The sequence below is a fragment of the Arthrobacter sp. R4 genome (assembly GCF_051365025.1).
Classification (GTDB): Bacteria; Actinomycetota; Actinomycetes; order Actinomycetales; family Micrococcaceae; genus Arthrobacter.
On record NZ_JBLWIJ010000039.1, the window covers coordinates 24192 to 39255 of the forward strand.

12 protein-coding genes are annotated in these 15064 nt (G+C 65.4%); 7 read left to right on the forward strand and 5 right to left on the reverse strand.

Translation table 11 applies throughout. The features are described from left to right. Positions 1-14: 14 nt before the first annotated feature. The 4 genes from ACLKOZ_RS20525 to ACLKOZ_RS20540 all read left to right on the forward strand — a co-directional run bounded on the left by ACLKOZ_RS20525 (position 15) and on the right by ACLKOZ_RS20540 (position 4883). Positions 15-158 (forward strand): hypothetical protein, encoded by a 144-nt coding sequence (locus ACLKOZ_RS20525; protein ID WP_436477878.1) that lies wholly within the window; start codon positions 15-17, stop codon positions 156-158. 146 nt (positions 159-304) lie between these two features. Further along, a complete protein-coding gene (locus ACLKOZ_RS20530; RefSeq protein ID WP_436477880.1) occupies positions 305-2938 on the forward strand; it encodes a Tat pathway signal sequence domain protein in 2634 nt (877 codons plus the stop codon). A 240-nt stretch (positions 2939-3178) separates the two neighbouring features. Continuing rightward, positions 3179-4102: an SRPBCC family protein gene (locus tag ACLKOZ_RS20535; protein ID WP_436477882.1), complete on the forward strand. Its 924-nt coding sequence runs from the start codon at positions 3179-3181 to the stop codon at positions 4100-4102. 118 nt (positions 4103-4220) lie between these two features. Next, positions 4221-4883: an SRPBCC family protein gene (locus ACLKOZ_RS20540; protein WP_337352562.1), complete on the forward strand. Its 663-nt coding sequence runs from the start codon at positions 4221-4223 to the stop codon at positions 4881-4883. Positions 4884-4984: 101 nt separating this feature from the next. Here ACLKOZ_RS20540 and ACLKOZ_RS20545 read toward each other — a convergent pair whose 3' ends face one another. Beyond that, positions 4985-6991 carry a rhamnogalacturonan lyase gene (locus ACLKOZ_RS20545; RefSeq protein WP_436477884.1) on the reverse strand — a complete coding sequence of 669 codons (2007 nt, stop codon included), beginning with the start codon at positions 6989-6991 and terminating at the stop codon, positions 4985-4987. 179 nt (positions 6992-7170) lie between these two features. After that, entirely contained in the window at positions 7171-7638 is a 468-nt protein-coding gene (locus tag ACLKOZ_RS20550; protein WP_337348949.1) for a winged helix-turn-helix transcriptional regulator, read from the reverse strand. A 164-nt stretch (positions 7639-7802) separates the two neighbouring features. Between ACLKOZ_RS20550 and ACLKOZ_RS20555 the strand changes: the two genes are divergently transcribed. The 3 genes from ACLKOZ_RS20555 to ACLKOZ_RS20565 all read left to right on the forward strand — a co-directional run bounded on the left by ACLKOZ_RS20555 (position 7803) and on the right by ACLKOZ_RS20565 (position 9613). Then, positions 7803-8480 (forward strand): FMN-dependent NADH-azoreductase, encoded by a 678-nt coding sequence (locus tag ACLKOZ_RS20555; protein WP_436477886.1) that lies wholly within the window; start codon positions 7803-7805, stop codon positions 8478-8480. Positions 8481-8639: 159 nt separating this feature from the next. Continuing rightward, positions 8640-8897: a hypothetical protein gene (locus ACLKOZ_RS20560; protein WP_337348947.1), complete on the forward strand. Its 258-nt coding sequence runs from the start codon at positions 8640-8642 to the stop codon at positions 8895-8897. A gap of 74 nt (positions 8898-8971) precedes the next feature. Continuing rightward, a complete protein-coding gene (locus ACLKOZ_RS20565) occupies positions 8972-9613 on the forward strand; it encodes an NADPH-dependent F420 reductase (protein ID WP_436477888.1) in 642 nt (213 codons plus the stop codon). A gap of 106 nt (positions 9614-9719) precedes the next feature. Here ACLKOZ_RS20565 and ACLKOZ_RS20570 read toward each other — a convergent pair whose 3' ends face one another. From ACLKOZ_RS20570 to ACLKOZ_RS20580, 3 genes are all read right to left on the reverse strand, one after another. Beyond that, positions 9720-10631: a hypothetical protein gene (locus tag ACLKOZ_RS20570; protein WP_436477890.1), complete on the reverse strand. Its 912-nt coding sequence runs from the start codon at positions 10629-10631 to the stop codon at positions 9720-9722. A gap of 197 nt (positions 10632-10828) precedes the next feature. After that, the gene (gene yicI / locus ACLKOZ_RS20575; protein ID WP_436477892.1) at positions 10829-13006 is read right to left on the reverse strand and encodes an alpha-xylosidase; all 2178 of its coding nucleotides are present in this window, start codon (positions 13004-13006) and stop codon (positions 10829-10831) included. Next, on the reverse strand, positions 13003-15063 hold the full coding sequence (locus ACLKOZ_RS20580) for a beta-galactosidase (protein WP_436477894.1): 2061 nt from the start codon (positions 15061-15063) through the stop codon (positions 13003-13005). The genes yicI and ACLKOZ_RS20580 overlap by 4 nt, the downstream gene beginning before the upstream one ends. Position 15064 lies beyond the last annotated feature (1 nt).

A 15064-nucleotide genomic window follows, 5' to 3' on the forward strand; every position in this document is an offset into this window, starting at 1 on the left:
CAGGAGCAGCGGTCATGAACGATAAATTGGGATCGGCACAGCGCATCCACAGCGAAGCACCGGCCGAAGGGGACGAACTGGCGGACCCCACCGACCTCCGGATGCATTCCCAGGAACCCGCCGAGGGCGCGGACATCGAACCTGAGGCCACCCCTTAAGGTCGTCTCCCCTCACCCGACCAACTCCTGAGTGGGTCTTGCGGTACCGCGTTCATTCCAGTTAGGTTGAATCGATACAAGAAACCGCTTTCCCACGTCGCATCGAGGCGCGTGCCAGGAGCGGCTTCCCAGCGGAATTGGACACGATGACTCTAAACACCACTGTCGGGTGGATCGACGGCGAAGCACCCCTGGAACTCAGCGGCGGAACCACGTGGGGCATGCCGTTCGCCCGCGGAACGGTGGCCAGCGCCGATGCTGTGGCGGTCCGGGACTCCTTCGGGCAGCCGGTAGCCAGCCAGGCCTGGCCGCTGGCCACATGGCCTGATGGCTCACTCAAGTGGGCGGGCATTGCCCTGCCGGCCACGGATTCCCCGTCCCGGGAGTACGAAGTGACGCACGACGTCGGCACCTCACCGGCCGCGGGCACCTCACCGGGGGTCACCGTCGCGGAGCGCAATGACAGCATCACGGTGTCCACTGGCCCGCTGGAAATGGTCATCAATCGCAGCGGTTCCACCCTGTTCAGCTCACTCTCCCGCGGCGGAACCACAGTGGCTTCCGACGGACGCCTGGTCAGCCTGCTCCAGGACGGCATCGCGGACGGCGCCTGCTCAGTCAGCCGGGAGGGATTCACCGGCGAGGTCACCGCCGTCGTGCTTGAACAAAGCGGCCCCGTCCGCGCAGTGGTGCGGCTTGAAGGCACGCACCGGCCGGATTCGCCCACGAGCGACAAACGGGACTGGCTGCCGTTCGTGGTTCGGTTCTACTTTTACGCGGGGGCGCGGAGCGTTCGGATGGTCCACTCGTTCATCTGGGACGGCGACGCCGAGCAGGATTTCCTCGCCGGGCTCGGCGTGCGCTTCACCGTGCCGCTCCAGAGCGAACTCTATGACCGGCACATCCGGATCGCCGGCGCGGACGGCGGCTTCCTGTCCGAAGCCGTGCGCGGGCTGACCGGCCTCCGTCGCGATCCCGGCGAGGACGTACGCCGGGCGCAGCTGGCGGGCCGTCCCACCCCTCCCCTGGCCGAATGGAACGAGGAGGTCTCGGGCAGGCTGCACCTCATTCCGGCCTGGAACGACTTCACGCTCAGCCAGCTAAGTGCCGACGGCTTCGAGCTGCGCAAACGCACCGCGGCGGGCCATGCGTGGGTAGGCATTTCCGGCGGAACCAGGGCGGCGGGCTTCTGCTCCCTGAGCGATACGCGAGGCGGACTGGGCGTGGGGATCCGTGACTTCTGGCAGTCGCACCCGGGACAGCTGGACATCCGGAACGCCGCCACGGACGGCGCGTCGCTGACGGCCTGGCTGTACTCCCCGGAGGCCCAGCCGATGGACCTGCGTTTCTATCACGACGGCCTGGGCCAGGACACCTTCGAGGAACAGCTCGAAGGCCTGGAAATTACGTACGAGGACTATGAACCCGGCTTCGGCAACCCCGCTGGCATAGCCCGCACACATGAGTTAACTCTGTTCGCCTACGGCTCCACGCCAGCCACGGAAACCCTCGCCGCCGATGCACGGGCCGCCTCCGTGCCTGCGCTGCTCCAGGCCACCCCGGAATACCTCCACTCAGCGCGGGTCTTCGGCGATTGGGCCCCGGTGGACCGCAGCACTCCGGCGCGGGCCGAGCTTGAGGACAGGCTGGACTTCCTCTTCGACTTCTACGCCGGCCAGGTGGAGCAGCGCCGCTGGTACGGCTTCTGGAACTACGGGGACGTCATGCACACCTACGACTTCGACCGGCACGTGTGGCGGTACGACGTCGGCGGCTATGCCTGGGACAACTCGGAGCTCTCCCCGGACCTGTGGCTCTGGTACTCGTACCTGCGCTCAGGCCGGGCAGAGGTCTTCCGCTTCGCCGAAGCCATGACCAGGCACACCGGCGAGGTGGACGTCTACCACCTCGGCCCCTGGAAGGGCCTTGGCTCCCGCCACAATGTCCAGCACTGGGGCTGCAGCGCCAAGCAGCTGCGCATCAGCACGCCCGCCTACCGCCGGTTCTACTACTACCTGACGGCGGACGAACGGACCGGGGACCTGCTGTCCGAACTGGTGGACAGCGACCAGAACTTCCTTGGGCTGGACCCGGTCCGAAAAGTCAGGCCCGACGCCGACACCTACCGGCCGGACCGGAATGCCCTGGGCGTGGGGTTGGGCACGGATTGGGGTTCCCTGGCGGCCACGTGGCTCACCGACTGGGAGCGCACCGGGAACCCCCGCTCCCGCGACCGACTGCTGGGGACTATGGCCGACATCGGCGCCCTGAAGTACGGATTCCTCACGGGCGAGGCGCTGTACGACCTGGATCAGGGAAGGTTCGACGCCGGCCGGGAAAGGATCCAGGTCTCCCACCTTTCAGCGGTGTTCGGGCTGGTGGAAATCTGCAGCGAACTGGTGGACCTGGTCCCGGACGAGGCCTTCGAGCGGGCGTGGTTGCAGTACTGCCGGCTGTTCCTGGCCACCGAGGAGGAACAGATCGACGCCGTGGGGCAGCCGCTGCCCGGAATCTACCTGACGCAGGCCCACAGCAGGCTCAGCGCCTACGCAGCCGCCCGGCTCCGTGATCCGGATCTGGCGGCCCGGGCGTGGGAGAGCTTCGCCGAAGGCGGCGAGCATCTCAACCACGAAAACGCCTTTACCCTTCAGACCATCGAACCGCCGTATGTGCTGCTCCCGGTGGACGAAGCACCGACTGTTTCCACTAACGACGCCTCCCAGTTTGGCCTGGCGGTGATCCAGAACCTGGCACTGATCGGGGACCACCTCCCCCGCTGAGCAACCAAACCCAGCCTCCCGCCGTCGTACTTCCGCCCGACTTCCCGCCGCACCAAACCCAGCCTCCCGCCGTCGTCCCATCCCAACTAAGTAGCAGCAGATGTCGTTTTGGCGCCTCATAACGACATCTGCTGCTACCTAGTTGGGGTCTGGCCGTGAGCTCCGCCGGAAGGTATGGTAAGCATGCTGATGAATTTTTTTGTTCTTTCATCAGCTCCGGTTCCAATCGAAGGAGACGTTGTGAGCACGAAAGTGGAAAAGCGCATTCTGGTGAACGTACCGGTCAGCACGGCCTACAACCAGTGGACGCAGTTCGAGGAATTTCCCCACTTCATGGGCGGCGTCAAGAGCGTTAAGCAGCTCAGTGATGACCGGCTGGAGTGGGTGGCCGAGATCGCGGGCGTCCGGCGCCAGTGGACCGCAAAGATCCTGGAGCAGATCCCTGACCGCAGGGTTGCCTGGGCAGCCACCGAAGGAGCCACAAACGCCGGCGCCGTGGAATTCGAAGATGTCGGCGGCGGCCAAACATCCCTACGGCTGACCCTGGAATACGATCCCGAGGGTTTCGTTGAAAAAGTGGGCGACAAGCTCCACGTGGTTGACCGCCAGGCCGAAGCCGACCTGAAGAGGTTCAAGGAATTCATCGAGGACGAGGGCTACGCATCCGGCGCCTGGCGGGGGTCTGTGGGCGAAGGCGCTGCTGTGGGCACCCCGGGCGTGGAGGACGCAGCAGCCTCCCGCGGCGATTCAGGCAAGGCAGGATTCTCCGGCAAAATGGCAGCAGCGGCAGGGGTGGCGGCGGCCGCAGGCGCAGCCGCAGCCATGAGCGCGGGTACTAACAAGGACGCCCACGAGGCCCGCGACGTCACCGCACCGGACGCCGTTCCGGCAGAGCCAGTCACTGTGACACCTATCCCGGCAGAACCGATGTCACCCGTCTCACCTGCGGGCACGACGGCGGCAGACGCCTCCTCGGGTTCGCTCGCCGATCTCGGGGACGACAGGATCGGGCATGCGTTCGACCAAACCAACGGCCTGGTGGACACCGAGGGCGAGTCCGACGAAACAGCCGAAGGTGAGCGGTACAGCGAAGGCGAACGTCGCGAAGAGGACAACCGCCCGGGCGGGCTTCCGCCCGTAGGAGGAGGCCTCGGACAGCACTGACTGGCGCCCCCGCGGGGCAATCCGTGGCTCTGGTTCACGGCCTCCAACGGCGCTATGTTAAGCCTACTGATGACCCCCGGGATCTTCATCAGATTCGGTTCCAGTCGAAGGAGACGTTGTGGGCACGAAAGTGGAGAAACGGATTGTTGTCGACGTACCGGTGGGCACTGCGTACAACCAGTGGACCCAGTTTGAGGACTTCCCCCATTTTATGGGCGGTGTGGAAAGTGTGACCCAACTCAGCGATGACAGGCTGAGATGGGTGGCGCACATCGCCGGAGTCCGCAGGCAGTGGGAAGCCAGGATCATCGAACAAATCCCTGACCACAGGGTGGCCTGGGCGTCCACGGAAGGTGCCACCAACTCAGGCGCCGTGGAGTTCCAGGATGCCGGCGGGAACAAGACCCAGCTGACGCTCACTTTGGAATACCAGCCCGAGGGCATGGTTGAAAAGGTGGGCGACCTGCTTCACGTGGTGGCCCGGCAGGCGGAGCATGACCTGAAAAAGTTCAAGGAGTTCATCGAACACGAGGGCCATGCCACCGGTGCGTGGCGGAAGTCCATCCCCGCGACAGAATCCGTGGAAGGCGGGACGGGTGCGGCAGGGCCCGAATTCAACAGGTTCGCGCACCCGTTCGACCAGACCAATGGACTGGTCGATATTGAGGGCGAGTCGGACGAAACGGCCGAGGGCGAGAACTACAGTTCCTCGGAACGGAAGCACCGGCATGACCGCGACGACCGCTTCCTCCCGCCCAATCCCAACCTTGGATCGCTCTGAACCTGCCGGCCCGAGCCGCCACTCGCCGTCGGGCGTTCCAGGCGCAAAAAGCACCGCCCGTTTCCCGAGGGAGGCGGGCGGTGCTTTTGGGCTGACGACTGTTACTCGCTGCCCCCTACATAGGTGACGGCCGGCATCGCCGGGGTTTTCATGCCTTCGCCGATGAAGAAACCCGGGTGCGGCGGCTGGTTGTAGGCCACGTTCTCACGGGCCACTGCCGTACGGTACACGGGGTCGTGCATCAGCGTGCGGAGACGGACTTCGGTGGGAGCCGTAGTGGTGTAGATCCGCAGTTCAGTGCTGTCCGACGACGGGAAGGCCAGTTCCTCGCGCCAGTCACCCAGCAGGTCTGCCTGCAGCGACGGGTTGCCCTTGGTGTGGTTGTTGCTGCGGGCACCGGTGGCTGTCAGCAGCCGGTCGCTGGATTCGGTTTCCCAGTTCCACTTGGAGATGGTGGGCACGCCGACGCCGGCAGTTGCATCGAAGTCATGGTCCACGATCTCGCGCAGCAGGTCCCCGTCCCACCAGGCCAGGAAGTTCGCGGCCGGGATTTTCTCCGCGATCAGCACGCCCTTGGCGGACATCAGCTGCCCCCGCGGGGAGTTCCAGGAGGCGTCGCCGCCCACGGCCCAGCCTTCGGCCCCGGCGTACCGCGGATCAATGTCGCCGGCGGCTCCACGCCCCGTGTCCCTAATGGCCGGGATGCTCCAGAGGACTTCGCCGGTGGCGGCGTCACGGAAGGTGGCTCCGCGGTTGCCGCTCTGGCTCATGCTCTCGTGCACCGCGAAGGTTTCCAGTCCGGGCCGCGACGGGTCCAGATCAGACGTGTGGATGGCGTCGCCGTGGCCCAGCTTGGTGTTGTAGAGGGGCGCGCCGTTGTCGTCGATGGTCATGGAACCGAAGACGAATTCGTCCTTGCCATCCTGGTCGACGTCGGCCACGGACAGGTTGTGGTTGCCCTGGCCCTTGTACTCGGCGCCGGCGACGTCGGAATCGAACTTCCAGCGCTGCTTCAGCTTGCCGTCCACCAGGTCGTAGGTAACCAGGACCGTGCGCGTGTAGTAGCCACGGCTGAACATCATGGAGGGGTGTTCGCCGTCGAGGTAAGCCACGCCGGCAAGGAACCGGTCCACCCGGTTGCCGTAGCCGTCCCCCCAGGCGGAGACGTTGCCGCGCGGCGGATCGTAGGCGACGGTGTCCATGATGGTGCCGGTTTCGCCCTTGAAAACGGTGAGGAACTCGGGGCCGGAGAGTACGTAACCGGCGCTGTTGCGGTAATCCGCGGCCGGATCGCCGATGACCGTTCCGGCGCCGTCGCGAGTGCCGTCGGCGGTCTTCAGGGAGACTTCAGCTTTGCCGTCGCCGTCAAAGTCGTAGGCCAGCAACTGGGTGTAGTGCGCCCCGGCACGGATGTTTCGGCCGAGATCGATGCGCCAGAGCTTGGTGCCATCCATCTTGTAGGCATCCACGTAAACGTTGCCGGTGTAGCCGGACTGCGAGTTGTCCTTGGCGTTGGACGGGTTCCAGAGCTGGACGATCTCATAGGCGCCGTCGCCGTCCAGGTCAGCCACGGTGGCATCGTTGGCGGTGTAGGTGTAGGCCGCCCCGGCGGGCGTGACGCCGTCCGCCGGCTTGTCCAGCTTGATGGCGAGGTAGTTCTGGGCGAGCGGGCTGAACTCCCCGGTCACGACCTGATCCAGTCCGTCTCCGTTTCCCACTGCCCGGATGACGTACTTCGAGGTTGCCGTTCCGGCGGGGTCGACGTAGGTGGTGCTGTTGCGGACCGGGTCCGCGGTGAGCTGGACGCCGTCGCGGATTACATGGAAGCCGATGCTGTCAGGATCCAGGCCCAGCATCCGCCAGCTGACGGTGACGCCCTGGTCCGTGAGGACCGCTACGGGGGCGCGATCCAGGCTTTCGACCTGACGCTTCTGCACGTTCAGCCCGGACTGTTCAGGCATTGGCGGGAGGGTGGGGGCCGCCTGAGCCAGCGGTACACCGGTGAGGGCCAAGGCAGCTGCGGCCAGGGTTGCTGCGGCAGCCAAGGGCGCCGTTTTCCGTATCTTTTTGGGTCTCGTGGGTAGGGAATATTTCGCGGGGTATGCCAAAGAACATCTCCTTTGATGCTGGCGGCAGCTGAGTCTGCCGCGCGGTCGTTTTTGTAACGTTTCATTCCGACGCCGATCGAGCACTCCCGGATTTCCCTGGAGGTTTCGGAGTGGAAAGAAAGCGCTTTCCGCCCCTAAGGTTTATCAGGGCATGAGAAGGTCGGTCAAGGCCTTCACGATCAAATATGGGAGAAATTGTTCCGTTTCGTTTCGATCTTGCCGGGGGCGGCCTCAGGTAGCCCGGGGGTTTCGCCAGCCAGGTGGTCGTGCTCGAGGCGGGCGAGTTCCACTGCGGGCATGGACGCTTCGGCCCAGTCCTTGAGCCCATACACCACGCCAAGGAGCGAGCGGCCCAGCGGGCTGAGTTCATAGTCGGTGCGGACCGGGACCGAGGCTGTTACGTGGCGCAGCACCAGGCCGTCCCGTTCCAGCGAACGAAGCGTGGAGGTCAGCATCTTCTGGCTGGCCCCCGCAACCCTGCGCCGCAGTTCGCTATGCCGGCGCGGGCCTTCGGCGAGTTCCAACAGGACCAGGGTGACCCACTTGCTGCTGATGGTCTCCAGGAGTTGCCGGGCGGGGCAATGCTCCAGCGCGGCGTTATACGTGGCCCGATGCTGCAGGTGCTTCTGTTCGGCCGTGAGGCTCATCTCTACGTCCCCCCTCGTGTTCCGGCATGAAGCACCAGATTAGCTGCGGACCCGCTGGCAAGGCACGTTCAGGTGCCATAGGCACTTCAAAGTGCCTTCTTACGAAGGCACCGCCTGCCCGCGAAGATCAGTTAAGCAATCCCGGCACTTTCGAAAGGACACCCATGCCCACCCTCCTCCATATCAATGCGTCTCCCCGCGGTTCCCACAGCAGCTCGCTGAAGCTGGCCCGCACGTTCATCGACTCCCTCCGGGAGTCATCCGGCGGCGACGTCGACGTGGAGACCCTGAATCTGTTCGATTCCGGTGCGCTCCCGGAGTTTGGCACCACGGCCGCCGGCGCCAAGATGGCCATCTTCACCGGGCAGCAGCAAACCAGCGAGCAGACGCGGGCCTGGGACGCGGCCCGGGCGGTGTTCGACCAGTTCGCAGCCGCGGACGCGTATGTCTTCAACATCCCCATGTGGAATTCCGGCATCCCCTACGTTCTCAAGCAGTGGATCGACGTGGTTACCCAGCCGGGCTGGAGCTTCGGCTTCGATCCCCAGGCCGGCTACACCGGGCTCATGACGGGCAGGCAGGCCGTGGCCATCCACACCAGCGGGGTTTACGCGCCGGGCGTTGCCCCGGCGTTCGGCCGGGACTTCAGCAGCACCTTCTTCGCCGACTGGCTGGACTTCGTGGGCATTCAGGATGCCACCCATGTCCGCTTCGCCCCCACGGTGCTGGGCTCCGATCCTGAGCAGGCACGCCTGCTCGCGGTGTCAAAGCTCGACGCCGCCGCGCCGGCATTCGCGGCCAGGCTGGCCGCCGCAGGGGTGCTGCAGCCTGCGGCCGGCTGACTGCGGACCACATTCATTCCGCAGTCCTGCCACAGTCCCGGCCGCCATGACTGGACACGGCGGCCGGTACTGTCTTAGCGTCGAAGCATGACCCGCCTGCCCGGCGGGCTCCAGCGCTGAAGCAGTACGGCGCCCGCGTAACGCCGAAAGTGAGCAACTGTGCCTGCCACCCATTTTGAACGTTTCCTGGCTGAATCCGTGACGCCGCAGCGGGACTCTGGAACGGGATTGGGCCGCGATGAGCTCTATGGCCTTTATACGAGCTGGTGCCTGATCAACCACGTTGAACCCCAGGATCCGCCTTCCCTGTGGAAGGCCCTCAAAGACCATGGGATCACTGCCGAACACAACAACCTGAATATGACCGGACCCGCTGCCGCGGACTACATCGTCGCCAGCGCCCCGGACCTCGTCTGAGGTTTCACAGCATCACCGGATTATTCCCGCGAAAGCCCTGAAATATCTCCGTGGGCGCCGCTGTTGGCCCGGACATGACAACAATTGGAATCATCGGAGCAGGACACATCGGAAGCCAGGTTGCCCGGAAGGCGGTGGCGCTCGGCTATGACGTGGTCATCAGCAACTCACGCGGGCCGGAGACCCTCACGGAACTGGTAACGGAACTGGGCCCTAAAGCCCGGGCCGCGACCCCGGCGGAGGCAGCGGCGGCAGGCGATTTCGCCGTCGTCACAGTTCCGCTGAGGAACTACCGGGACATTCCCGTGGCGCCGCTGGCCGGCAAGATCGTGATCGACACCAACAACTACTACTGGGAGCGGGACGGGCACATTCCCGCACTGGACAACGGCGAGGCCACCACCTCCGGACTGCTTCAGGAACACTTGCCCGAATCCAAGGTCGCCAAGGGCTTCAACCACATCATGGCCAAGGACATCACCACGGACGGCACGCCCACCGGAACAGAAAACCGCCGCGCCCTTGCCACGGCCAGCGACTACCCCGAGGCCGCCGAACTGGTGACCCGGCTATACGACGAGTTCGGCTTCGACACCGTTAACATTGGGCTGCTGTCCGAGAGCTGGCGCGTGGAGCGGGACCGCCCGGCCTACGTGATCCGGCAGACCGAGGCTGAATTGAAGGAAAACCTGGCTAACGCCCCGCGAACCATTTAGCGCGGCCGGTCAATCCTGGCAGGACACCCAAAACTGGGCTGGCAGCGGACGTCACGAAATCCATTTTTGACGACGCCTGCTGCCAGCCGGTTGGGGCTAAATGGTCCTACAGGCGTGCGGGGACCAGGACCACCTCATATTCGGTGTCCGGAAGCAGGAACTGGGCGTTCACTGCCGCAAGCGTGTTGCCGAACAGGGCAGCCGTCGCTGGAGTGTTGAAACTGGTGCTGGTGATGACATCCTCGACAACGCCGGACGAGAAATTATTGGCGAGGTCGATCCGGCTGATCTGGTCCGAGAAGTTCTGGACAGCCCAGAGACGCTGGCCCTGAACCAGGATGCCGTCCACGTTTGGAACGCTTACCCCTTCAACAAGTGCGCTGGTGCCGGTGTCCGGGTTGACCGTGTAGATCTCCCCATTACCCGAGTGGGACACAAACAGCACCCGGCCGCCCTTGGCCGAGGCAATGCCGTTGAGGTTGAACTGGTCCCCTGCGTCGGCCGCAGGACCGCTCAGCGGAAGCGTCACAACATCACCCAGTTCACCGCGGTGGCTGACCGGAACCAAGTACAGCTCGGCAGCGGCGGAATTCGTGAACCATGCCCCGTCCGGGGTGAGCGCGACGTCGTTGATGAAGCCTGGTGCGAGCGGGATCTCCTCTACGAGTTCCAGCGTCGCGGTGTTGTAAACGTAGGCATTGCCGCCAGCCCCACCAGCTACGAACAGCAGATTGCTGCCGGCATCAAACTTCATTCCTACAGCCATTCGATCATCCGGACCGTCAATGATCTCCGTGGCGATTCCGGTGCGGATGTCGCCCTGGAAGATGTCGCCGGTGGCCAGTTCCCCGGCGTAGAAGGTGGTTCCCCGGCCGGCGGCGATCCCCTCGGCGGAGGTGGCGCCGTCGAGCACGATGACGCCGGAAGGCGGCGCCGCGGTGGCGGGCAGGGACGGCGTGAGCAGTGCCATTAAGGCGATGAACGCGATGGCGGTACGGCGTTGTACTGTTCGGCGCATGATGCTTCCTCGGTTGGACTGATCCGCGCGGGGCAACAGACGGCATCAACAGGCGGCAGGCTCCGCACGATGGTCCTGCCAGTTTAGGCACCGCCGATGACCCTGACCAGAGGCTGTGCATTGGATGCGGAAGGGACGCGGAACCCGGGCAAAAGGGTGCCCGGGCCGCCCATACATGGCCGCCCGGGCACCGGCTGTCAGAGCGCGACGGCGACCGGCCGGCCGCCTTCCACCGTCACCTCAAACCGGGCAAAACCGCCGTCGGCCTTGGGAACCACCACAGTCCTGCGCTGGCCCTCAACAGCGGCGAAGGCGTGGAACTCCACGTCCGTGGCCCAGTCGTACTCCGGCCGGTCCGTCACGGTTCCGAGCGGCAAGACCGCCCCCTCGCGGACGTACACCGCGGCCTCCAGCACCGAGAATTCCTTGCGGTGCCACTGCGGGCCGGCCAGCTGCTCGCCGCTTTCCAGGTGGGTCCAGGTGCCGGCCGGGAGGTAGAAATCCACCGACCCGCCGGCCCCCATCACCGGTGCAACCAGCAGCTCCGATCCGAGCATGTATTGCCGGTCGAGGTAGGCACAGGCGGGGTCTTCGGGGAACTCGAGGAACATGGGCCGCATCAGGGGTGATCCTGTCTGGTGCGCGTCCTCGGCTGAGGCCAAAAGGTACGGCATGAGCCGCATCTTCAGCCCGGTGAAGTGGCGGAGCACGTCGCTGGATTCGTCGTCCACCAGCCACGGCACACGGTACGAGTTGGAGCCGTGCAGCCGGGAATGGGAGGACAGCAGCCCAAACGCGATCCACCGCTTGAACAGTTCCGGATCCGGAGTGCCCTCGAACCCGCCGATGTCGTGGCTCCAGAACGCGAATCCCGAGGATGCCAGGGACAGTCCGCCGCGGAGGGATTCGGACATGGCGGAGAACGTGGACTCGCAGTCGCCGCCCCAGTGCACCGGAAGCTGCTGACCTCCGGCGGTAGCGGAGCGGGCAAAGAGCACGGCCTGGCCTTCGCCGAGCTCCTTGGAGAGCAGGTCGAACACCGTTTGATTGTAGAGCTGCGCGTAATAGTTGTGCATTTTCTGCGGATCGGAGCCGTCGTGCCAGGCCACGTCCGTGGGGATCCGCTCGCCGAAATCGGTCTTGAAGGAATCCACGCCCTGGTTCAGCAGGGTGCGCAGCTTGTCCTGGTACCAGGTCACGGCGTCCGGGTTGGTGAAATCCACCAGGCCCATGCCCGCCTGCCACATGTCCCACTGCCATACAGAGCCGTCCGCCCGCTTGACGAGGTAGCCCCGCTCTTCACCCTCGCGGAACAAGTGCGAGCGCTGGGCGATGTACGGGTTGATCCAGACACACACCTTCAGGCCCCGCTCGTGCAGGCGCCGCAGCATGCCTTCAGGGTCCGGGAAGGTGGCCGGGTCCCAGACGAAATCGCTCCAATGGAACGCCCTCATCCAATGGCAGTCAAAGTGGAATACGGAGAGCGGAAGCTTGCGTTCGGCCATGCCGTCGATGAAGGACATCACGGTTTTCTCGTCGTAGTCCGTGGTGAAGGACGTGGACAGCCACAGCCCGTAGGACCAGGCCGGTACCCGGGCCGGCCGGCCGGTCAGCTCCGTGTAGCGGCGCAGGATGTCCTTGGGGGTAGGCCCATGGATCACGAAGTACTGCAGCCGCTGGCCCTCAACGCTGAACTGCGTGCGGGACACCACCTCGGACCCGATCTCGTACGACACCCGCTCCGGGTGGTTTACGAACACGCCGTAGCCCGCGTTGGTGATGAAGAACGGCACGTTCTTATAGGCGAGGTCGCTTGAGGTGCCGCCGTCTTCGTTCCAAATGTCGATCGACTGCCCGTTCTTCACCAGCGGGCCAAACCGCTCCCCCAGCCCGTAGACATTGGTTCCCACGCCGAGGGTCAGCTGTTCGTGCACAAAGTGCCGGCCGTCGTCGTCGGTGATGACGCCGATGCTGCGGGGCACCGAACTGGTCAGCAGCCGGCCGTCCCCCACGAAATCCACGTTCCAGTCGCCCGAGGTGCTGATGTGTGCGGTGAGGCCGCCGGAGGTGAACGTGGCGGTGCCGCCGTCGTTGGTGATGCTGACGTCCGCGCCGCCTTCCTTGAGCCCGAAGTGCGGCCCCTTCTGCACACCGCCCTGGAAGTGTTCGATCGTCACACCAATGACGTCCGGTAACGGCGACTCGAAGCTGATGGTCAGCTGCGGGCAGTTCAGGGCGTCGCCGCGCGATCTGATCTTCTGCGTGGGTGCGTAGACGGTGAGCTTGCCGTCGGTTGTCTCCACATCGGACACATCCCGCGGGTGGAGTGCGGAGAGGCCCTTTTTGTGGAGCCAGTAGCCGTCCGTGAATTTCATGCTGTTCCTCTGTTTCGGGGGTTCTTCAAGTTGGAAAGTTCGTTGGAGGCGGGTTCCTTGAGCACCAGCGCGCCGAAGGGCGGCAGGATGAGCTGATCGCCGTGGGCTGCGCCGGTAAGCAGGTCCACGGACGCCCATCCGAGCCGGACGTCCTGCGGCTCACCGGAATGGTTCAGCAGGAACAGGTGCCCACCGCGGCTTGCCGCCTCCACCTGGTCCGGCAACGGCGCGGCCAGGGGATACCGGATTCCCGCCGACTCCAGCGCATCCGCCACAACCTGCTCCAGTGCCTCGGGGGGAAGGTCGGCCCCCACATACCAGGAGTGCCCGGCACCGGTTTGGTGATGTACGACGACGGGACGGCCTTCCAGCCGGCCCTCGGCAAAGTGCGCCACCACCTCGGCGGTGCTGCTGTTCAGTGCCAGGTCTTCCGCCCAGGTCCGGGCCTGCCCGGCGGGTGCCTCCCCAAACCGGATCCCCACCGGTGATCCAAGCGGGATCCATTCCTCGCCGTCCACGCCCAGCAGGTCTGCGAGTATCGCCGGGAAGCGGCCGGAAGCGAGGTGGCCGTTGCGGTCCGCCACTGCGCTGAAGGGCCCTACCACCAGGTGGCCGCCGCCCTGGACGTACGCGCCCAGCCCGTCCGCGTGCTCCTGGCTGAGCAGGAACAGGCTGGGAGCCAGGACCAGCTCAAACCGGCCCAGGTCCGCCGAGGGATGGACTACTTCGACGGCCAGGCCGTTCCGGTGCAGGGGCGCGTAATACGCCTGGAGCTGCTCCAGCACCTGGAGCCGGTTGGTGGGAGTGTCCGGTGATTCGGCGGCCCACCAGCTGTCCCAGTCGAACAGGACCGCGATCTTGGCCGTGCAGGGTGTCCCGGCCAGCTGGCGCAAAGCTTGGAGGTCCTTGCCCAGGGCCGCGGCCTCGCCGAACACCCGCGTGTGCTCGCCCGCGAGCGGCACCACCGCGGAGTGGAAGCGTTCGGCGCCGAAGCGGGACTGGCGGAACTGGAAGAAACAGACGCCATCGGCGCCCCGGGCGACGGCCGAGAGGGCATCAACCCGGAGTTCGCCGGGCTGCTTCGGCACGTTGTGCTCCCGCCAGTTCACCCCGGAGGTGGCGGACTCGATGAGGAGCCATGGGGTGCCACCTGAGAGTCCCCGGCAGAGGTCGTGGGTCAGCGATCCAAACCGGTGCGACTCCGGATCCGCCGGGTCGGTGTACCAGTCATTGGCCACGACGTCCGACTCCTTCGCGAAGGCGAAGTAGTCCGCCCCGCGGAAGAACCCCATCAGGTTGGTGGTCACCGGGCTGGCGGTGTCGTAGCGGCGGATGATGTCCCGCTCCGCACAGAACAGGGACAGCAACTGGTCCGAGGTGAACCGTTGGAAGTCCAGTGCTTGGCTGGGGTTGATCAGGTACGGCGCTTTGCGCGGAGGCAGGATCTCTTCCCAGCTGCCGTAGTTCTGGCTCCAAAAGGAAGTACCCCAGGCACGGTTGAGTCCGTCCAGCGTGATGTAGCGCCGGGTCAGCCAGGCACGAAAGGCGCGCGCGGTTTCGTCGTCGTAGCTCACCTGTCCGAGCTCGTTTCCCACGTGCCACATCGCGAGGGCGGGATGCCCCGCGTAGCGCCGGGCCAGGGACTCCGTGATGGCAGCGGCGGCCTGCCGGTACTTGGCGGATGACGGGTTGAACTGGTTGCGCGAGCCATACCAAAGCGTGCTGCCGGCCGCGTCCGTGGGCAAGGTTTCCGGATACTCGCGGCCCAGCCAGGCCGGCGGCGATGCCGTGGGCGTTGCCAGGCAGACGCGGATGCCGCCCTCGTGCAGCAGATCCAGGAGCCGGTCCAGCCAGCCGAAGTTCCGGGCACCTTCGCGGGGCTCCAGCAGGGCCCAGCTGAACACTCCCACGGTGACCAGGTTGATACCTGCCTCCTGCATCAGCCGGATGTCCTCCGGCCAGGTGTCGGCCGGCCACTGCTCGGGGTTGTAGTCAGCACCGAACAACAAGCCGGTTCGATCCGTCAGGCTGTTCAGGCTGTGGCTGCTGGGAGACATG

Bases quoted from the DNA above. Each gene is read 5' to 3' on its own strand.
- ACLKOZ_RS20555 (WP_436477886.1), top strand. From the start codon at position 7,803: ATGCCCACCCTCCTCCATATCAATGCGTCTCCCCGCGGTTCCCACAGC.
- ACLKOZ_RS20525 (WP_436477878.1), top strand. From the start codon at position 15: ATGAACGATAAATTGGGATCGGCACAGCGCATCCACAGCGAAGCACCG.
- ACLKOZ_RS20565 (WP_436477888.1), top strand. From the start codon at position 8,972: ATGACAACAATTGGAATCATCGGAGCAGGACACATCGGAAGCCAGGTT.
- ACLKOZ_RS20570 (WP_436477890.1), bottom strand. From the start codon at position 10,631: ATGCGCCGAACAGTACAACGCCGTACCGCCATCGCGTTCATCGCCTTA.
- ACLKOZ_RS20580 (WP_436477894.1), bottom strand. From the start codon at position 15,063: ATGTCTCCCAGCAGCCACAGCCTGAACAGCCTGACGGATCGAACCGGC.
- ACLKOZ_RS20530 (WP_436477880.1), top strand. From the start codon at position 305: ATGACTCTAAACACCACTGTCGGGTGGATCGACGGCGAAGCACCCCTG.
- yicI (WP_436477892.1), bottom strand. From the start codon at position 13,006: ATGAAATTCACGGACGGCTACTGGCTCCACAAAAAGGGCCTCTCCGCA.
- ACLKOZ_RS20550 (WP_337348949.1), bottom strand. From the start codon at position 7,638: ATGAGCCTCACGGCCGAACAGAAGCACCTGCAGCATCGGGCCACGTAT.